An 18424-nucleotide genomic window follows, 5' to 3' on the forward strand; every position below is an offset into this window, starting at 1 on the left:
TTGAGGGGTTAAGGCTCCCAGTAGACGACTGGGTTGATAGGCCAGATGTGGAAGCCCGGTAACGGGTGGAGCTGACTGGTACTAATAGGCCGAGGGCTTGTCCTCAGTTGCTCGCGTCCACTGTGTTAGTTCTGAAATAACGAACGACCGTGATGTTTTCCGGTGTTGGTTAATTTCATAGTGTTTCGGTGGTCATTGCGTTAGGGAAACGCCCGGTTACATTCCGAACCCGGAAGCTAAGCCTTTCAGCGCCGATGGTACTGCAGGGGGGACCCTGTGGGAGAGTAGGACGCCGCCGAACAATTTTTAGCCTCAGCCCCGGACCGTTATGGTCCGGGGCTGAGGCATTTCTGCGTCCACGTGCAGTTCACGGCAGCAGAGCAAAACCGTGTGCCGTCCTGCCGGCCTGTCTGACAGGATCCCGGCATGGACGACCTCATACGACCCGTGCGCGCCGATGAGTGGCTCAAGGTCAAGGAGCTGCGGCTGATCGCCCTGCAGGATCCCGCGGCACCCTTTGCCTATCTGGAGACCTACGAAGACGCCGTGGCCCGCCCCGATTCCTTCTGGCAGGACCGGGCCGCCGGGGCCTCGCATGGTGGTGCCGCCCGGCAGTTCATCGCCGAGGGCCCCGACGGGGTCTGGTCCGGCACGGTGGTCGTGCTGGTCGAGCCCGCCGGGACCGAGGGCGTCTTCGGGGAGGTGAGTTCTGTGTCGCAGGGCCACCTGGTCGGGGTGTACGTACGCCCCGAGTCCCGTGGGACGGGTCTCACCCAGGAACTCTTCCGGGTGGCGATGGAGTGGGCCTGGTCGCTGGAGGAGCCGCGGATCGAGCGGGTGCGGCTCTTCGTGCACCAGGCCAACAGCCGGGCTGCCGGCTTCTACCGCAAGGTCGGCTTTGTGCCGACCGGTTACTCCGTACCGGCCCCCGGCGAGGCAGGGGAGCACGAGCTGGAGATGGTGGTCGGCCGCCCGGAGTGACGGGCGGTGCGGCGTACGAACAGGGCGCCGAGGCCCAGGACCAGTGCCCCCGCCCCGCCTGCGAGCAGCGCTGTTCCTGACGAGTCCGGAGCGGCGGTCGCGGACCGGGCTGCCGTGGTGGTGTGCGGGGCGGTGGGGTGAGTGCCCGTGCTCTCGGCGTATCCGCCCGCCTCGCCCTTCTTCGCGTAGGCGGAGCCCGGGAGTTTGTCGCCGTACGCCTGGTGCACGCGGTGCTGATAGGCGGCGAGTGTCGTTCCTCCGGCGCCCACCGCGCGTACGGCCTCGGAGTCCAGGGGCAGCACTCGGGTGCCCTTCGTGACGTACCAGGCGTTGATCTGCGGTTCGCGGAAGACCGTGCCGCCGGGGAGCTTGGCCGCGCCCTGTCCCGCGTACCGGGTCTCGTCGTCGCCGGTGGCGATGTTCACCACCTGCCAGGACCTCCCCTCCGGGGCGGTCCACACCGACGCCTTCCGGCCGTCGGCGGAGACCGCTGTGCCGGCCAGGAAGTCCAGCCGGGCGACCGGGGCGCCCGTGCGGGCGGCGACGAAGTCCGGGGAGAGTGTGTAGACGGGTACGGCCTGGCCCTTGATCCGCGGGGCCGGGGTGGCCGCCGCGGCCGCTGCCGACTGCGGGCGGGCGCCCGGGGATTCGGCGAAGAAGCGTGCCAGCGTGTGCAGCGTGGCGGGGGAGGTCACTGCCCGCTGGGCGGCGTCGCGGTCGGCCGCCGAAGCGGTGAGGTGCGGGGCCTGGCCGGTGGAGTGGTCGGTGGAGTGGTCGGCGGCGGAGGCGCTGGGGGCGAGCGCGAGTACCGCCGTGGCTGCGGCTCCGGCGATGACCGCTCGCACCAGGGTGCGGCCGTGCGGGGCGGGGGGTGTGGGGCTGAGGGGTCGCTGCATGGTGGTCACGCCCCGATCCGGTAGAGCGAGTGGGTCCAGGAGAACTCGTTGTTGCTGACGTACCAGTCGTGCGCCGCCCAGTTGTAGCGGTTGTCCGACGGCCACGGGTCGCCCCAGTAGACCCAGTCGCTGGCCGTGTCGTACCCGTAGATGACATTCATGTGCCCGCCGCCGCTCGACCACTGGATGCGGTCGGCTATCGGGCGGCCGGCGTTGATCTCGGTCTGCACGGTGGAGTACTGGAGCCAGCCGGTGACGTACGAACCGGGGCTGATGCCCGCCCAGTCGAGGCCGTTCTGGACGTTGGCGAGGGTCGCCTGGTCGTTGGGGCAGGTGCCGTTCTGGCTGCGGCCGAAGGCGGCGTTGCAGAACTGGTTCTGGCTGTAGTCGCGGCCGTACCAGCCGGCGATGGTGTTGCCGGTCGCTGCCCAGCACCAGTTGGTCTGTTCCTGCTCCTGCATGGTGATGTTGAGGCGTTTGGCGCCCGCGGCCGCCCCTGCTGTGGTGGTCGCGGTCGTGGCCGGGCTGGCGGTCGCGGGTCCGGTCACGGTGCCGGTCGCCGGGGCGGCCGCCGCTGTGGTGGTGGGCAGGGCGAACAGGGCCGCCGCTGTGCCGATGGCGGCCAGGGCCAGCCGTCTCCTGTGGGTGCGCATCGCGTTCCTCCCGGGGTGGGGGTGGGTTGGAGGAGTGCGTCCGGACGCTGTGGTGAGCATCGGGTGTTGTTGCGTCCCGGTCAACGCGGTTGAATACGCGGGGGCACGGCACTGTGAATGGCGCGTGGCCGGCTGTGAACGGCCCCCCTCCCCACCTGCACGGCGGCTCCGGCCGCCGCGCCGGTCCGCCGGCCGCCGTGAATGTTCACCGGATCCGGAGAGGCGGAGAGGCGCTGATGGAGGAGCGGGAGGAGAGGGCACGGACCACGGGGCCGGGCCCGGTGGCAGCCGGGGCCGAACTCGCCCGGGCCCTGCACACCGGCCCCTTCCACCTGGCGCTGCGTACGGCTCTCGCGGTGCGCGGACTCCCGCTGCACCGGGTCCAGCACCATCTGGCGAGCCGGGGCATCAAGGTCGGTGTGACGAGCCTCAGTTACTGGCAGCAGGGGGTACGCAGGCCCCGGCGGGCCGAGTCGCTGCGGGCGGTGAGTGCGCTGGAGGAGGTGCTGCGGCTGCCGCCGGGTGCACTGGTGCGGCTGCTCGCGGACGGGCCCGGCGGGGCGCCGGGCGGTGGGGCGCGCGGTGGGCCGAGGGGGGCCGGTGAGCGGCCGCCCGGACGTTCGTACCGTTCGCTGGTGGCGGGCGCGGCCGTGCTGGAGGGGCTGCTCGCCGAGATGGAGAGTCCGGCGGACGGCGGGCTGCACACGGTGGGCCACCACGAGTCCGTACGGATCGGCGCTGACCGCCGGCTGGTCGGCCGTTCCTCGCAGCATGTGGTCCGCGCGCACCGGGACGGCGTGGACCGCTATGTGGCCATTCACCACGGGGATCCGGGGTGCGATCCTGCGCGGGTGGAGGTCCTGGCCGGGGAGAACTGCCGTACCGGGCGGGTGCGCTGGGAGCGGGAGACCGGGGTGGTGGTGGCGGAGCTGCTGTTCGACGCCCGGCTGCGGGCGGGGGAGACGTATGTGTTCGGGTACGGGTTCGAGGACGGCACCGGTGGGCCCAGCAGTGAGTATGTGCGCGGATTCAGCTTCGCCGGCGGGCAGTACGTCCTCCAGGTCCGCTTCGACGAGCACGCGCTCCCGGTGCGGTGCCGGCGCTTCGCGCAGGCCACGGCGGGGACGGCGCGGGGGGCCCGCAGGGATCTGACGCTCAGCGGGCTCTACCGGTCCGTCCATACGGTGGAGCAGGAGGTACGGCCGGGGCGGGTCGGGATCGACTGGGACTGGGAGTAGGGCCACCGGGCCGGCAGCGGCCTCCCGGCGTCCGGCAACAGGCCCTCCCGGTCCGGCAGCGGTCCCCGGGCCGGCAGCAGGCCCCCGACCGGCAACAGCCCCCGGTCCGGCAGCGGTCCCCGGGGAGTGGGCCGTTCGCCGTCAGAACGGGGTGGCGTCGGGCAGTTCGTGGTGCGGCCAGCGGTTGCGGGCCTGTTCGCGGGAGCGGAGCAGCGCCAGCGGGTGCAGCCCCTGCTCCTGGCCGGTCGTCAGCAGCTCCGGCAGATACGGGAAGGGCGCCACGGCGGCGACGTCGTCGAGGACGAGCGTCATTGGTGGGTCGAGCCGACCGTCAGTTGACCGTGCGGCCAAGCGGCGGCCGTGCTCGACCACGCTGGAGGTGAGTGCGGTGAGCAACGGCATTGCGCCGGGGTGCGTGCGCGGGTCCTCGATTGCTTCACCCACCACATAGAGAGTGCCCCCCTCGTGGATGAATGATTCCAGCGTGACCGTATCGGTTCGGTTCGGTGTGCAGGCTTCGCGGATGTGGACCGAGGAAAGTGCGTTCAGTGCACGTACCGTCAGTTCCTGGGCCATGTCCCGGCGTTCGGGGTGGGCGGTGAGCGCCGACTCGAGGAGACCTGCCGCTCCGGACCGGGCCTGTGGGTGGGTGCGCAGGATACGTACGGGCTCCTGCGCCTGGCCCGTGCCCTGGGCCCAGCGGTGCACCTGCCGGAAGGGGCGGCCGTCCACGGCCGCGGCGTGCAGCCAGCTCGCCAGGAGTGTCTCGGCGGTGTCGGCCATGGTGGTGTCGATCCGGGCGGTCGGCCTGACCGGTGCGAGCAGTGCGACGGCCCGGGCGGCCGCGGTGTCGGCGTCCTCGCAGCCGCTGGTGGGGGACCAGTGGAGGCGGGCGGGGGTGTCGCAGAGGTGGCCGGGGTCGTAGACGAGTACGGGGCCGAGCTTGGCCCGGGCGTCCTTGGTCTCCGACCAGACCGCGGGGGAGGAGGTGACGACGAGTGCGGGGCCCGCCGCGTCGCTCAGGGCCTGGACCGCGGCGGCCCTCCGGTCGGCGGCCGGGCCGAGACGGAGCAGGGGCGTCGGGAGCAGTACTTCGGCGGTGGACGGGACGGGGGCGATCAGGCCGGGGGTGAGGGGGGCCGGGGCGGTCGGGGCCTGGATGCCCGGGTCGGGGGTGGCTGTTGGTGCTGGTGCAGGTGCAGGTGGGGACTGTTCGGTGCCCTGTGCCGCGTACGGCTCTTGGGGCGCGTGCGGGTCGGTCGTGGTCCGCTCCGGTGACCTCGGGGGTGTGACGCGCGGTGTGCCGGCGGGCTCCGGGCCTGATCGGGCTGCGGCCCGCCGGGCGGCGCGTACCGCGCGCCAGCGGGTCACCGTGCCGAGGACGAACACGGTCAGCACCACCAGGACCAGGACTTCGCTGATGAGCAGGCCCCAGAACAGCCCGTATCCGGAGAGCCCGTCGGGTGGGGTGTCCGGCCAGGCGGCGGCGATGTCGTGCGGGGACGCGGCCAGTTCGCGCATGGCCACGGGGGTGTGCTGCACGGTCACGCCGTGCGGCCAGGCCCCGTGGGCGAACAGCGCGGCGAGGCCGGTGGCCAGCCAGACCAGGAAGGTCAGGCCGAGCAGGAAGACGATCAGCGCGATGAGCAGTCCGTCCGGGATTCCGCGGGACTGCGGCCGGGGCGGCTGCTGCTGTGACGGGTGGTGCTGTGGTGCGTGCTGCTGTGATGTGTGGTGCTGGTGTGGCGGGTAGGGCTGGTGCTGCTCGTGCGGCTGGGGGTGCCCGTGGTGCGGGGTGTCGCGCATATCAGGCCACCGTCGACTCTGAGGATTCGTTCAGCTGCCGCTCGATCCGGGCCGCCCGCTCCTCCGCCTCCGTCTCCAGCTGGAGGGTGAGCGCGTCGTCGGCGTCCGGGGTGGACGACTCGGTCATCGCGCGGTCGGTGAAGACCAGCGGGCGTTCGGCCTCGGTGATCAGGTGTTTGACGACCTGGACGTTGCCGTTGACGTCCCAGACGGCGATGCCAGGGGTGAGCGTGGGGATGATCTCGACGGCCCAGCGCGGCAGGCCGAGCACCCGGCCGGTCGCCCGGGCCTCGTCGGCTTTCTGGGCGTAGATCGTCCGGGTCGACGCCATCTTCAGGATGGCCGCCGCTTCCCGGGCTGCTGCCCCGTCCACGACGTCCGAGAGGTGGTGGACCACCGCCACGAACGACAGGCCGAGCCGGCGCCCGAACTTCAGCAGGCGCTGGAAGAGCTGGGCCACGAACGGGCTGTTGATGATGTGCCATGCCTCTTCGACCAGGAAGATGCGCTTCTTGCGGTCGGGGCGGATCCAGGTGTGTTCCAGCCAGACACCGACGATCGCCATCAGGATGGGCATGGCGATGGAGTTGCGGTCGATGTGCGACAGGTCGAAGACGATGAGCGGGGCGTCCAGGTCGATGCCGACCGAGGTCGGGCCGTCGAACATGCCGCGCAGGTCACCGTCCACCAGGCGGTCCAGGACGAGAGCGACGTCGAGGCCCCAGGCCCGTACGTCGTCGACACCGACGTTCATCGCCTCGGCCGACTCCGGTTCGGGGTGGCGGAGCTGTTCGACGATGTCGGTGAGGACGGGCTGGCGGTCGGTGATCGTCTCGTTGACGTAGGCGTGGGCGACCTTGAGCGCGAACCCCGAGCGTTCGTCGAGGCCGTGGCCCATGGCGACTTCGATGATCGTACGGAGCAGGGCGAGCTGGCCCGTGGTGGCGATGGCCGGATCCAGCGGGTTGAGCCGGATGCCGTGGTCGAGCGCGGCCATTGCGTCGAGCCGGATGGGGGTTATACCCAGCTGCTGGGCGATGAGGGCCCATTCACCGGCGCCGTCCTCGCCCTGGGCGTCGAGGACCACGACCTGGCGGTCCTTGAAGCGCAGCTGGCGCAGGACGTAGGTCTTCTCCAGGGAGGACTTGCCGTTGCCGGATTCGCCGAGCACCAGCCAGTGCGGGGCGGGCAGCTGCTGTCCGTACAGCTGGAACGGGTCGTAGATGTATCCCTTGCCCGAGTAGACCTCGCGGCCGATGATCACGCCGGAGTCGCCCAGGCCGGGTGCGGCGGTCGGCAGGTAGACCGCCTGGGCCTGGCCCGTGGACGTACGGACGGGGAGGCGTGTCGTCTCGACCTTGCCGAAGAGGAACGCGGAGAAGGCGTCGGTGACGGCTGACATCGGATCTCGCATCACAGGTCCCCTATCGGCGGATGCCGGTCGCGAACGGCAGCGTATTCACAAAGGCCCGGTGGTGCTCGCGGTCGCACCATTCGAGCTTGAGATACGACTTGCCGGCCGATGCGCGGATGGTCCGCTTGTCGCGGGCCAGTGCTTCGGGTGAGCGGGAGGAGACCGTGATGTACCCGACCAGGTTGACGCCGGCCGCCCCGCTGGCGAGGTCTTCGCCGCGCTGGTCGAGGCGGCCGTGGGTGGCGACGTCGCGCGGGTCGACGGTCCGGTTCATCTTGGCGGCGCGGGACGCCTCCGCCTCGTCGTTGGTCTTCTCGGTGAGCATGCGCTCGATGGCGACCTCGGTCGGTTCGAGGTCCATGCAGACCGCGACCGTGCGGATCACGTCCGGGGTGTGGACGAGCAGCGGGGCGAGGAAGTTGACGCCGACGGGGGTCATCGGCCACTCCTTCACCCAGGCCGTGGCGTGGCACCAGGGGGCGCGGGTGGAGGACTCGCGGGTCTTCGCCTGGAGGTAGGTGGGCTCCATGGCGTCGAGTTCGGCGGGCCAGGCGTTGCGCTTCGTCATTGCCTGGATGTGGTCGATGGGGTGGTCCGGGTCGTACATGGAGTGCACGAGCGAGGAGAGCCGCCCCTGGCCGAGGGGCTGGCGTACCCGGATGTCGGCCTCGGCGAGACGGGCGCAGATGTCGGTGAGCTCGCGGGCCATGACGACCGCGAGGCCGGCGTCCTTGTCGAGCTTGCGGCCCGCGGAGGGCCGGGCGGCGCGGGCCATGGTGTGGGCTTCGGACGCCAGTTCGCGGGTGTAGTGCATACAGGCGACCAGGTACGCGCGGTGCTGCTCGCTGGAGGTGGAGACCATGGAGGCGAGCTGGTCGTACGAGTCCTGGAGCCAGCCGGGGGCGCGGGGGTCGCCGCGCTGGGCGACGTCCTTGGCGTGCGCGTCCGGGTCGGCGGGGAGCGTACGGGCGAGGATCTGCAGGCGGGTGACGAAGCCGTCGCCGTTGGCCACGTGCTTGAGCAGCGTGCCGAACCGGTCCACCAGGGCTTCCTGGTCCTCCGAGTCGCGCAGACCGACGCCCGGCCCCTCGATCTCGATGGCGGCGGTGACGGTGCGCCGGTCGGCGTGCAGGAGTACGGCGATCTCGTCGGGGCCGAAGGGCGCGGCCAGCCAGTTGATCCGGCCGATGCCGGGGGGCGGGCCGACCTCGACCTCGCGGCCGTCGAGCGCGATGCCCGCTTCCATGGTGGGGGAGCGGTAGGCGGTGCCGCGGCGCAGGGAGCGCTTGTAGCTGCGGTTGATCTCGAACCACTTGTAGAACGTGCGGTGTTTGTACGGGACGTACACCGCGGCGAGTGCCAGCAGCGGGAAGCCGGTCAGCGTCACGATGCGCAGGGGCAGGACGGGGACGAGGAGTCCGCACATCATGCCGATGAAGGCGCCCGCGATGATGAGTGCGATCTCGCCCGTCTCGCGGTTCTTGCCGACGATCGCCGATGGCCGGGCGCGGCCGATCAGATACGTCCGGCGGGGCGCGACCGGCTGGGACTGGGTCGTCAACGCCCTCCTCCTCCTGTGCCGTTGTTGCGTGTGCTGTGGGTTCCGGAGCTGCTCGGCTTACCGGGCGGGGAAGCGGCCTTGGGGATCCTTCCGCCGGCTCCGCCGCCCTGGCTGCCTTGTCCGCCGCTCTGTCCGCCGGAGCCGCCGCGGCTGCTGTGGGCGGCCACGCCTCCGGAGATGGGGTTGGCGGGGCGTCCGCCGCCCCCGCCGCCGCTCCCGCTGTCGTTTCCGCCTCCGCCGCCACCGCGGCTGCTGTGGGTCTTGATGCCCTGGGAGACGAGTGCGGCGGGTGAGCTGATCATGGCGGCGGCCTGGGAGCCGTCGGTCGCGGACTTGCGGTTGGTGCGGGAGGCGGCGACCTCGTCACCGAAGCCGGGGACGAAGCGGTAGATCATGCCGCTGGCGAAGATGGCGAGCAGGATGATCGCGAGGCCGGAGACGACGGCGGAGAAGGAGTTGGGGCCCTTCCCCGAGGAGAGCGCACCGGCCAGGCCGAGCACGATCACGATGACCGGTTTGACCATGATCACCGCGATCATGATGCCGGCCCAGCGGCGGACGTGGCCCCACATGTTCTTGTCGACGAGGCCCGCGTACACGACGGTGCCGAGGAGGGCGCCCGCGTACAGGAGGGCTGCTCTGATGACGAGTTCGAGCCAGAGGACACCGGCGGCGAGGATCGACACGAGGGAGGTGACGATCAGCATGATCGGGCCGCCGCCGATGTCGGAGCCCTTCTTGAGCGCTTCGGCGAAGGCTCCGAAGAACACGTCGTTCTTGCCGCCGGTGGCGGATGCGATGACGTCGGTGACGCTGTCGGTCGCGGAGACCAGTGTGTAGAGGATCAGCGGGGTGAAGGCCGAGGCGATGACGGTCAGCCAGAGGAAGCCGATGGCCTCGGAGAGCGCGGTGGTGAGGGGGACGCCGCGGACGGCGCGCTTGGCCACGGCGAGGAGCCAGAGGACGAGCGTGAGGATGGTGGAGGCGGCGAAGACGACGGCGTACTGGCGCAGGAACGAGCTGTTGGTGAAGTCGACGTTGGCCGTGCTCTTCACCGCGTCGGAGAGCTTGCCGACGATCCAGGCGGCGGCGTCGGCGCAGCCCTTGGCGAGGGAGGAGAGGGGGTCCAGGGAGTCGGCAGGGGGGGTGTTGCTGGTGTCGGCGCCGCCGCCTTCGCAGCGGGCACGGGCGGGGCCGACGATGAGGTCGCAGGCGGGGTTGCTTCCGCTCGGGCTCGGGCTCGGTGACGGGGCGGCGGCCGCATGGGTCGCCAGCAGGACGGCGGTTGTCTGTACGGCTGTTACCACGGAGGCCAGTGAGAGGGCGCGACGGGAGTGCTTACCTGGCATACGTGAACCCTCCGAACTGTTTCACGGCGTCCGCCATGTCCTTGGCGCTGGAAGCGGTCTGGTCGCGGCCGACGGGCACCGGGCCGTCCTTCTGGCTGGAGCCCGTGACCTTCCAGTCGCCGTCGACCCACTTCAGTTCGTAGGTGTTCGTGTACCAGCTCTCGGTGACGGGGTTGGTCGAGCCCTGGCCGGCCAGTCCGAACAGCGAGGAGCACCAGACCGAGACGTCGGCGGTGTCCGCGGCGGTCTTGACGGGCTTGGTGCCGACGGGGGCGGTGCGGGAGACGAAGGTCATCCCCGCGGGCGCCGAGCCGTCCGCTTTGAGACCGACGCTCTCGAGGAGTTTCCGTCCCGAGTAGACCTTGTCGAGCGCGCTCAGCTGGGAGCTCGCCACGTCCGGCGCGTACACCGCCCTCACGATGCTGTGCCGGGTGTCCGTCCTGAACATGCCGTCGGAGCCCAGTGCCACCGCGTAGTTCGCCGCCGCGCTCTGTGCCCCCTGCGCGGTGTGGGCGAAGCCAGAGGCGATACCGCTGTTGCTGCCCGTGACCGGTTTGACGCCGGAGGCCGCTGTGGCGTTCGAGCCGGGCCTCTTCGCTCCGTCGCTGTTGTCCGACGCGTCGCTGCCGCTTTCGTTGCCGCGGTTGGCGAAGGCGATGGCGGCGATGAGCAGCACCACGACGCCCACGACCGTGATGAGGGAGCGCGAGGCGCGTACGGGGCGTCTGGCGCCGCCGTACGGGTCGCCCTCGCCCTCGGGCAGGCGGGTACGGGTCTGGCCCGAGCCGCCCGGCCCGTCGGAGCGGCCCGCGTCGCTCCGGTAGTCGTTCTCGTCTCCGAGACTCATGCCGCGGACGCCCCCTCAACCGTTTGCCGTGTCGTGCAGTACGACGGTAACTGTGCTGGTTCCCGCGCGGGCGGGCAGTGGTGACTCGACATCAGGGATGCGCAACCTCTGGGTGGGCCGGGCACGCCCGGGGACAGCGGGACGGATGATGCGGGGTCAGACGGCCATCCCGTACACGATGGTGAAGACGGTTCCCAGCGAGCCGATGATGAAGACGCCGGTGAGTCCGGCGACGATGAGGCCCTTGCCCTGTTCCGCGCTGAAGGTGTCCCGCAGTGCGGTGGCGCCGATACGCTGCTTGGCCGCACCCCAGATCGCGATGCCGAGGCAGAGGAGGATGGCGACCGCCATCACGACCTCGACCATGATCCGCGCCTCGTTGCCGAGGCTGCCGAACGGCCCCCAGTTGGGGGCGATTCCGCCGATGATGGTGCTGATGTCGCCCTTGTCGGCTGCCAGGTTCATGTAACTCACCGCCCCTATCGGGTAGTTCGTGCCCACGCTCCAGTGCATGGGTCACGCCCTATCTTCGCTGATGAAACAGCCCCCGTGTGTAACCCGGCGGCTCTCTTTACCCACTTGCCCGCACATTTGTCCGAACATGCTGCTCTGACCTGCGGCGCGGACTCGTGTTCGGTCGAACATGCATGGTTACTCTGTGTATCACGGGGGGTGACGCCGGGCAATGACGCCGCTGTGGGAGGAGGCGGGGTGCTCCGTCCCGTTCCCGTTCTTCGGCCGTGCGGGTGCAGGCGCCCCTGCCGGGCCGTGTGCCTCGCACCGTGCCGTACGGGGGTGTGCTGAGGTGCCCGCGGGGGCTGCCCCTCTGACCGACTCCGGCGGCCCTGTCACCGCGAGACTCGGAGGACATCCCATGGCTGAGCAGTCCCGGCGCACCTTTCTCAGGCAGGTTTCCGCGGGCGGCGCGGTAGCGGGCGCCGCCGCCCTGGTCCCCGCGCTGCTGGGCGGGGCGGACGGGACGGCGTCCGCCAAGCCCGCCCGGACCGCCCCGCACGCCGGTCCCGCCCGGCGGGCCGCCCACCGGTTCGCCGCCCCCGGTGTGCGGTACGAGGTCCGGGTCAACATGCCCGCTGCGACGGTGGATCAGCTGGCCTCCACCGGTCACCGGCTGCTGATGTTCAAGGCCGTGCAGAGCGAGCAGAGCGCCGGGGGGCTGCCCGTGCTGTGGAGCTCCACGAGCACGTACCGCACCCGGACCGAACTGGCCTGGACCGAGCAGTACTACGCCTTCGTCACACCCGGCGAGACCCCGGAGGGCGCCCGGCTCGCCGGTGTGGGCCTGACCAGGGTCGCGCCGGGGCAGACCCTCGACGTCGGCCCCGGGGTGCGCTCCACCGTCATCGGCGGGGGCACGCCAGGGGCGGTCACCATCTCGGACACCACCGCGACACCGCTCTCGTGCGGGCTGGCGCAGCCCGCCCCCGTGGGGGGTGCGCCGGTGCCGGTCTGTGCGCTGCCGCTGGCGGGGCAGGGGCAGACCGTGGTCCTTCCCGTGGGGCAGGTGGTGCTGGCCTTCGCGACCGGTTCGCCCGCACCGGGATCGGTGGTGAAGACGGCTCCCGGGCCCGCGGTCCAGGTCGACCTGGACCGGATGAGCCCGGCCGACCTGTCGTACGACGTCGAGTCCGGCTGGTCCTGGGACGGTGACTTCGCCGCTGCGGTCCCGGGCGGCGGGTTCGTCGCCGCGCTCGTCCACCCCGCGCCGGGCGTCCGGCTGGGCGGCGGCACGGGCAGTGGCACACCGGTCAGCGGCATCACGCTGCGGGCCGTGCGGGAGCCCGGGGCGGTGGCTGGTGCTTCGGCCGGTGCTTCGGCGGATGCTTCGGCGGATGGGGAGGGTGCTGCGCAGGGGGTGGCGGCCGGGCCGCCGGCCGCGGTGGCCAGTACCGGAACCGAGACCCGTACGACGATCACCTGCTCGCTGGACCCGGACAGCCATGTCGCCCTGCACGGGAGGTATCTCGTCGAGTACCGGCGTGCGCGGTCGGGCGGTCAGCGGGCGCTGGTGAGGTGCACATCCGTGGCGGCCGCGCGCGGTGGTGCGTACACCTTCAAGAAGCTCCGGCAGGAGGGCACGGACGGCCGGTGACGCGGCCGCCGTGCGGTCCAACGCCCCTTGATTGGCGCCGGATCGGCTGAAACAGTGGGTCCAGTGGACGCACTCAGACCTCAGGATCCGTCGCGGATAGGCGCGCACGCACTGCTCGCCAGGCTCGGGGCGGGCGGCATGGGCCAGGTCTATCTGGGGCGTTCGCCGGGTGGGCGGCTGGTCGCGATCAAGGTCATCAGGGACGAGATCACCGATCACCCCGAGGCGCTCGGCCGCTTCCGCCGTGAGGTCGAGACCGTACGGGCGGTGCGCAGCGCGTACACGGCGAACCTGATCGATGCCTCGCTGGCCGCGCCGCCGTACTGGCTGGCGACCGAGTACGTGTCGGGCCCGACGCTCAGTCACGCCGTGCGTGACCGGGGGCCGTTCCCGGTGGCGGCCTGCCGGGGGGTGTTCGCGGCGCTCGCCGAGGGGCTGGCGAGTGTGCACGCGTACGGGGTGACACACCGGGACCTCAAGCCGCAGAACATCATCCTGTCCGCGCAGGGGCCCCAGCTGATCGACTTCGGGATCGCCCGCGGCACCGGGGACGCGGCGCTCACGGAGACGGGCCTCGCGCCCGGGACCCCCGGGTTCGCCGCGCCCGAGGTACTGATGACGAATCAGGTGGGTCCGGCGGCGGATGTCTTCGCGCTGGGCTCGACGATGGCGTACGCGGCGACCGGACGCGCTCCGTTCGGCGGCGGACAGCCGGCCGCGATCGGCTACCGGGTGGTGCACGAGGAGATCGACCTGGACGGCGTCGAGCCGGCGCTGGCCGCGCTGATCGCCCGCTGCGTGGCCAAGGACCCGGCGTCCCGCCCCTCGCTCACGGAGGTCATCGCGGACTGCTCGGTGCGGGCGGCGCTGGTGGACGACGCGTTCTACGGCGCCTTGGCGGGCTTGGCAGAGGCGGCCCCTTCCGGACCGATGGGGCCTTCTGCGCCGATGGAGCCTTCCGGAACGATGGGGCCTTCCGGACTGATGGGGCCTTCCGGACCAGTGGGGCCCGGCGGGGCGGTGGGGCCGGGCTGGACGGTGGGGTCGGACGGGTCTGCGGGGGTTGCGGGGCCCGGAGGTACGGCGAGTTCCGGGTGGCCGGCAGGGGCAGCCGGCGGTCCGGTGGGCGGTCCGGCCGGTTCCGGTGCGGCTGCGGGGTTCGGGGATCCGCCGCCGTACGCGCTGCCCACAGCGACCTCGGCCGGCCGGCCCGCGTACACCCCCGGCTATACCCCTACCCAGAGCGCGGTTCCGGAGGCTGCCACGGGGCCGGGTACCCGGCGGCGGTTCGCGCCGTGGACGGTGGCGGTGGCGGTTGTGGCGGCCGTCGCCGTGGGAAGTTTCGTGGCCGTACGGCTGATGCCGGACGGGAACGGCTCAGGCGGCCCCCCTGCCGCATCCGGCACGGGGCAGCCCGGTACGACCTCCGACAAGGGGCCGTCCGCCGCGGCGGACAAGGGCTCGGGCACGCCGTCCGGAGAGGTGCCGTCGTACATCGCGGACAACCGGGTCTCCCTCGACAGCTGGGCGCTCTCCAAGGGGCCGGACGGGGCCTACGGAGTGGGGGAGTGCAAGACGTTCGGCGGTGAGTCGGACACCCCGGCGGAGTTCCAGACGTCGGTGACCAACGCGAGCTCCGAGTCGGACCCGTATGTGACGGACAAGGCGAAGATCGAGTTCCGCTTCAAGTACGCGGACATCGGCGGGAAGAAGCCGGCCGGGGCGCCCTACTACGTCGCGGTCGGGGTCAAGTCCCCGGACGAGATCAACCCCGACACCGGGAAACCGTTCTCGAAGTCGCTCTCCCAGATGAACAAGTCCGTCGGCTATACGAGCAAGCCTCTGGATGCCTACGCCCACTGGAAGACCGGCGGCTACGTCACACTGACCTACCCGGACGACTTCGAGAACCACCCCGTACGGGGAAGCGTGGAGGACAGCATTCCGGTCTCGGCCGACCTCGGCGACTGGACCGTCGTCTTCTATCACGTCAAATCAACACCAACGGACTACGCCAGCATCAGCTGTTCGGGCTTCCGGGCGAAGTAGGCGGTGAACCGGGTCCGGATGGGGGAGGGTTGAGGGATGCGCAAAGTCTTGGTCGTGGGCGGGATCGGCTTCGGGGCGAGCCTGGGCTTCATCGGCCTGCTCGTCGTCGGTACGTACTCCGCTGCGGCCGGGGCCGGCAGCACCGGTTCCAGCATCGCGCTGGCCAAGGGTGCCGTGCCGAGCGCCTACCAGACGATCGTGCAGAAGTGGGGCGATCTCTGTCCCGCGCTCAACCCCGCACTGCTCGCGGCTCAGTTGTACCAGGAGAGCGGCTGGGACCCCACGGCCAAGAGCCCGGCGAACGCGCAGGGGATGGCCCAGTTCATTCCGGGCACCTGGGCGACGCACGGTATCGACGGCAACGGCGACGGCAAGAAGGACATCTGGGATCCGGCCGACGCGATTCCGTCAGCCGCCTCCTACGACTGCGAACTGGCCAAGTACGTCAAGAACGTGCCGGGCGATCAGAGCGACAACATGCTCGCCGCTTACAACGCCGGCTCGTACGCCGTCATCCAGCACGGCGGGGTCCCGCCGTACCGGGAGACGCAGAACTACGTCAAGGTCATCCGCACCCTGGAGAAGAGCTTCGCCCGTCCGGTCAATGGGGTGGCGCCCTCTCAGCAGGCCGCCGCCGCCATCTACTACGCGCAGCAGAAGCTCGGCACGCCGTATCTGTGGGGCGGGACCGGGACGGCCGGGCAGGGTGGGCGGTTCGACTGTTCGGGGCTGACGCAGGCCGCGTACCACAGTGTCGGGATCACGCTGCCGCGCGTGGCCAACGACCAGTACAACGCCGGGGAGCACCCGTCCCGCGATCAGCTGCTGCCGGGTGACCTGGTGTTCTTCTCGAACGACCTGTCCAACTCCCGTGCCATCCACCACGTGGGGCTGTACGTGGGCGGCGGCTACATGATCGACGCGCCCTACACCGGCTCGGTGATCCGCTTCGACAAGATCGACTCGCCGGACTACTTCGGGGCCACCCGGGTCACACAGGATGGCGCAAAAGCACTCCCCAAAAACACCTAGAAACCCTGAGACGCTCCGTCGCCTGGCTTGAACTCACGGTGACTCCGACTCCTCTGAGCTGCGACGATGAGTCACTCTTCGATAACGTCCTGGTGATCTTTCGGTAGAGAGCGGAACGCCGTGGGTGCGCCGGGCGTTCCCTTGTCCGGGACACCGACAAGAGTGCGCACTGACCGCGGGGGTTGGTAGAGCGGCTTGCACGGACGCACGCCGCGCAGTGAAGCAAAGGCAAGGGGCAGCGAATGGCTGGGCTCGCAAGTGATGGGTCGAACCCTGATGTCCGGCTGCTCTACGACGTCAACGGTCTCGCGAAGTCGGCCCCCGGCTGGGTGGACCGGGCCATGGAGTTCATCGGCGAGTACGGGATCCTGCTCGCGGTGGTGCTGCTGGTGCTCGGGTGCTGGTGGAGTGCGCGCAGGCGGCCGGACACCGAGTCGGCCGTGACGGCCGTCGCCGGGATGGTCTGGGCGCCGCTGGCGGCCGGGATCGCGGTCCTGGTGAACGTACCGATCCGGGGATTCGTGGGGCGGGCCCGGCCGTTCGTCGAGCACCAGGGGCTCGACGTCCTGGTGAAGGGCAAGACCGACTTCTCCTTCGTGAGCGACCACGCGACGCTGACCATGGCGGTCGGGGCCGGACTCTTCGTCGCGCACCGCAAGTTCGGGCTCGCCGCGATCGGGCTCGCGCTGGCCGAAGGGTTCTGCCGGGTCTTCATGGGCGTGCACTATCCGACCGATGTGGTCGGCGGGTTCGCGCTGGGCACGGCGGTGACGCTGCTGCTCTCGCCGCTCGCGATGGCGCTGCTGACTCCACTGGTGCGGGCCGTCGCTCGCTCCGAGCGGGGGCGGGTGCTGGTGCGGTCGCGTCGGGTGCGGAGGGTGGCGGCTGCCGCCGCTGTGGATATTCCTGAGGCTCGGTCCGAGTCGGGGCGGAACGACTTGGCCGCGTGACAAACGACTTGGCCGCGTGACAGGGGGGCGGCTGGCTGCGGAGTGCGGGTGCGGAGTGCGGGCAGCTGTGGGTTTCGGGGCTCTGCCCCGGGCCCCCGGTCCTCGCTCTCCCCCGGCTAACGCTGGGAGGTGCCCCCGGACGGGCTTGATGGTGCCGGACCCGAGTTTGCCGGGGTTGAAGGTGCCGGGCTTGATTCTGCCGGGGCTGAGTCTGCCGGCCCTCGTGGGTTTTCGCGGGTGTCTCTTGTCAGTTCTGCGTTGAACTGGGCTCCTGCCAGCAGGGACAGGTTCGATACCCAGAGCCAGACCATGAACACGACCACGCCCGCCAGCGATCCGTACAGCCTGCTGTAGGTGCCGAACCCTGCCGCGTACGCCGTGAAGCCCGCCGATGCCAGCAGCCAGAGCAGCGCCGCCAGTACACCGCCCGGCAGGCCGCGGTGGGTGGCGCGGGCCACCGGTGGGCCCGAGCGGAAGAGGAGCAGGACCAGCAGGGCCACGCAGCACAGCAGCGTCGGCCACTTGAGCAGGTCCCAGACGTCGGTCCCCGCGTTGCCCAGGCCCAGGGCGCGGCTCAGGGAGGTGGCCAGGGTGCCGCTGAGTACGAGTACGAGCGCGCTCACCACCAGCAGCCCGAGCAGGGCCACAGCCGTCAGGACGATGCGGTGCGCCTTGCGGATGGCGGGGCGTTCGTCCTTGACCGCGTACATGGAGTGCAGGGCGCGGCGGAAGACCGCGAGGTAGCTGGAGGCGGACCACAGTGCGCTGAACGCGCCCCCGATCAGGACCGTCAGGGCAGCGGAGCGCTGGCCCGCCACATGGTTCAGGGCCTGGTGCAGCGCGGCGCCCGATTCGGCGGGGGCCCAGGCGCTCACGTCCGCGATGAGTTCGTCCGTCGTCGCGGGGGCGACCAGGCCGATGAGCGAGATGGTGACCAGCAGCGCGGGAACCAGCGCGAGGATCGCGTAGTAGGTGAGGGCGGCGGCCCAGTCGGACACGTCGTCGTTCCACATGGAGAGCGGGGTGCGGCGCAGCGCCAGGCCCCCGCGTGACCAGGCGTCGGATGCCGGCCGGGGGTGCGGCGGGCGGCGGCCGGGGCGGGGGATCCACGGCAGGGCCGGGCTCTCGCGGGGCTCCGGTGCGGTCCGTCGCTCCATGCGTGCCTTTCTGACGTACCGGGCTGGCGGGGCACAGACGGCCCGGTACGTCCGTTCGTCCGTTTGTCCGTTCGCCCGTGCATCGGTGCCGATGCCGGGGCGCTGGTGCCGGTGTTGGCGTTCGTGCCCGTGTCCGTGCCCGTGCCAGGTCGGTCGTGATTCGTGTCAGTGGTCTTTGCTGGTTCCTGCCCCCGGCCTGGGGGTTTACCCCGGTCGCGGCAGGGTGTCAGGTGGCGCGGCGGGTGCGGTGTGCCGGTATGCCGAGGCGTACGTCGGCCGCGACCGAGCGGGGGGCGGCCGACGTGCGGGCCTGCGCGAGGGTGTCGGTGGCGACCCGGCGCAGGACGGCGGCGGGCTCGGCGTCCGGGGTGAGCAGCAGGG

At 71.1% G+C, this 18424-nt stretch carries 15 protein-coding genes and 2 rRNA genes; 8 read left to right on the plus strand and 9 right to left on the minus strand.

Going from position 1 to position 18424, the window contains the following annotated elements; all coding sequences use genetic code 11:
- The 3 genes from G3I19_RS23555 to G3I19_RS23565 form a co-directional block, all read left to right on the plus strand.
- Positions 1–105: ribosomal RNA gene (locus G3I19_RS23555) — 23S ribosomal RNA — on the plus strand; the annotation flags it as partial.
- Between the two features lie 79 nt (positions 106–184).
- Positions 185–301 (plus strand): 5S ribosomal RNA (gene rrf, locus G3I19_RS23560).
- 125 nt (positions 302–426) lie between these two features.
- The gene (locus tag G3I19_RS23565) at positions 427–981 is read left to right on the plus strand and encodes a GNAT family N-acetyltransferase (protein WP_164265687.1); all 555 of its coding nucleotides are present in this window, start codon (positions 427–429) and stop codon (positions 979–981) included.
- Here G3I19_RS23565 and G3I19_RS23570 read toward each other — a convergent pair.
- Positions 912–1877, minus strand: a complete 966-nt coding sequence (locus tag G3I19_RS23570) for a hypothetical protein (RefSeq protein WP_164265688.1) — start codon at positions 1875–1877, stop codon at positions 912–914. The genes G3I19_RS23565 and G3I19_RS23570 overlap by 70 nt on opposite strands.
- A 5-nt stretch (positions 1878–1882) precedes the next feature.
- Positions 1883–2530 carry a papain-like cysteine protease family protein gene (locus tag G3I19_RS23575; RefSeq protein ID WP_164265689.1) on the minus strand — a complete coding sequence of 216 codons (648 nt, stop codon included), beginning with the start codon at positions 2528–2530 and terminating at the stop codon, positions 1883–1885.
- 236 nt (positions 2531–2766) lie between these two features.
- Here G3I19_RS23575 and G3I19_RS23580 point away from each other — a divergent pair, with 236 nt between their 5' ends.
- A complete protein-coding gene (locus tag G3I19_RS23580) occupies positions 2767–3768 on the plus strand; it encodes a hypothetical protein (protein ID WP_164265690.1) in 1002 nt (333 codons plus the stop codon).
- 141 nt (positions 3769–3909) lie between these two features.
- On the opposite strand, the gene G3I19_RS23585 is transcribed toward G3I19_RS23580, so the two are convergent.
- The 6 genes from G3I19_RS23585 to G3I19_RS23610 all read right to left on the minus strand — a co-directional run bounded on the left by G3I19_RS23585 (position 3910) and on the right by G3I19_RS23610 (position 11210).
- Positions 3910–5574: a type VI secretion protein gene (locus G3I19_RS23585; RefSeq protein ID WP_239074733.1), complete on the minus strand. Its 1665-nt coding sequence runs from the start codon at positions 5572–5574 to the stop codon at positions 3910–3912.
- A gap of 1 nt (position 5575) precedes the next feature.
- A complete protein-coding gene (locus G3I19_RS23590) occupies positions 5576–6988 on the minus strand; it encodes an ATP-binding protein (protein WP_164265691.1) in 1413 nt (470 codons plus the stop codon).
- 10 nt (positions 6989–6998) lie between these two features.
- Positions 6999–8549, minus strand: a complete 1551-nt coding sequence (locus G3I19_RS23595; protein WP_164265692.1) for an SCO6880 family protein — start codon at positions 8547–8549, stop codon at positions 6999–7001.
- Positions 8546–9898, minus strand: coding sequence for a hypothetical protein (locus G3I19_RS23600; RefSeq protein ID WP_203600027.1), 1353 nt, complete (start codon positions 9896–9898; stop codon positions 8546–8548). Before G3I19_RS23600 ends, G3I19_RS23595 begins: the two co-directional genes overlap by 4 nt.
- Positions 9888–10745, minus strand: coding sequence for a hypothetical protein (locus G3I19_RS23605; protein WP_164265693.1), 858 nt, complete (start codon positions 10743–10745; stop codon positions 9888–9890). The genes G3I19_RS23600 and G3I19_RS23605 overlap by 11 nt, the downstream gene beginning before the upstream one ends.
- 156 nt (positions 10746–10901) lie before the next feature.
- Positions 10902–11210 carry a hypothetical protein gene (locus G3I19_RS23610; RefSeq protein WP_164265700.1) on the minus strand — a complete coding sequence of 103 codons (309 nt, stop codon included), beginning with the start codon at positions 11208–11210 and terminating at the stop codon, positions 10902–10904.
- 409 nt (positions 11211–11619) lie between these two features.
- Between G3I19_RS23610 and G3I19_RS23615 the strand changes: the two genes are divergently transcribed.
- From G3I19_RS23615 to G3I19_RS23630, 4 genes are all read left to right on the plus strand, one after another.
- Complete coding sequence (locus tag G3I19_RS23615; RefSeq protein WP_164265694.1) at positions 11620–12855, plus strand: twin-arginine translocation signal domain-containing protein; 1236 nt, start codon at positions 11620–11622, stop codon at positions 12853–12855.
- A 63-nt stretch (positions 12856–12918) separates the two neighbouring features.
- On the plus strand, positions 12919–14904 hold the full coding sequence (locus tag G3I19_RS37650) for a serine/threonine-protein kinase (protein ID WP_164265695.1): 1986 nt from the start codon (positions 12919–12921) through the stop codon (positions 14902–14904).
- 36 nt (positions 14905–14940) lie between these two features.
- Positions 14941–15936: a bifunctional lytic transglycosylase/C40 family peptidase gene (locus G3I19_RS23625; RefSeq protein WP_164265696.1), complete on the plus strand. Its 996-nt coding sequence runs from the start codon at positions 14941–14943 to the stop codon at positions 15934–15936.
- 242 nt (positions 15937–16178) lie between these two features.
- Entirely contained in the window at positions 16179–16886 is a 708-nt protein-coding gene (locus G3I19_RS23630) for a phosphatase PAP2 family protein (RefSeq protein WP_164265697.1), read from the plus strand.
- Positions 16887–17002: 116 nt separating this feature from the next.
- Here the strand turns inward: G3I19_RS23630 and G3I19_RS23635 are convergent, their stop codons facing one another.
- Positions 17003–18043, minus strand: coding sequence for a YihY/virulence factor BrkB family protein (locus G3I19_RS23635; protein WP_239074734.1), 1041 nt, complete (start codon positions 18041–18043; stop codon positions 17003–17005).
- Positions 18044–18424: the final 381 nt, after the last annotated feature.

This window comes from Streptomyces sp. SID10853 (assembly GCF_010548145.1).
GTDB lineage: Bacteria > Actinomycetota > Actinomycetes > Streptomycetales > Streptomycetaceae > Streptomyces.

Bases quoted from the DNA above. Each gene is read 5' to 3' on its own strand.
- G3I19_RS23565 (WP_164265687.1), top strand. From the start codon at position 427: ATGGACGACCTCATACGACCCGTGCGCGCCGATGAGTGGCTCAAGGTC.
- G3I19_RS23570 (WP_164265688.1), bottom strand. From the start codon at position 1,877: ATGCAGCGACCCCTCAGCCCCACACCCCCCGCCCCGCACGGCCGCACC.
- G3I19_RS23575 (WP_164265689.1), bottom strand. From the start codon at position 2,530: ATGCGCACCCACAGGAGACGGCTGGCCCTGGCCGCCATCGGCACAGCG.
- G3I19_RS23580 (WP_164265690.1), top strand. From the start codon at position 2,767: ATGGAGGAGCGGGAGGAGAGGGCACGGACCACGGGGCCGGGCCCGGTG.
- G3I19_RS23585 (WP_239074733.1), bottom strand. From the start codon at position 5,574: ATGCGCGACACCCCGCACCACGGGCACCCCCAGCCGCACGAGCAGCAC.
- G3I19_RS23590 (WP_164265691.1), bottom strand. From the start codon at position 6,988: ATGCGAGATCCGATGTCAGCCGTCACCGACGCCTTCTCCGCGTTCCTC.
- G3I19_RS23600 (WP_203600027.1), bottom strand. From the start codon at position 9,898: ATGCCAGGTAAGCACTCCCGTCGCGCCCTCTCACTGGCCTCCGTGGTA.
- G3I19_RS23605 (WP_164265693.1), bottom strand. From the start codon at position 10,745: ATGAGTCTCGGAGACGAGAACGACTACCGGAGCGACGCGGGCCGCTCC.
- G3I19_RS23610 (WP_164265700.1), bottom strand. From the start codon at position 11,210: ATGAACCTGGCAGCCGACAAGGGCGACATCAGCACCATCATCGGCGGA.
- G3I19_RS23615 (WP_164265694.1), top strand. From the start codon at position 11,620: ATGGCTGAGCAGTCCCGGCGCACCTTTCTCAGGCAGGTTTCCGCGGGC.
- G3I19_RS23625 (WP_164265696.1), top strand. From the start codon at position 14,941: ATGCGCAAAGTCTTGGTCGTGGGCGGGATCGGCTTCGGGGCGAGCCTG.
- G3I19_RS23630 (WP_164265697.1), top strand. From the start codon at position 16,179: ATGGCTGGGCTCGCAAGTGATGGGTCGAACCCTGATGTCCGGCTGCTC.
- G3I19_RS23635 (WP_239074734.1), bottom strand. From the start codon at position 18,043: ATGGAGCGACGGACCGCACCGGAGCCCCGCGAGAGCCCGGCCCTGCCG.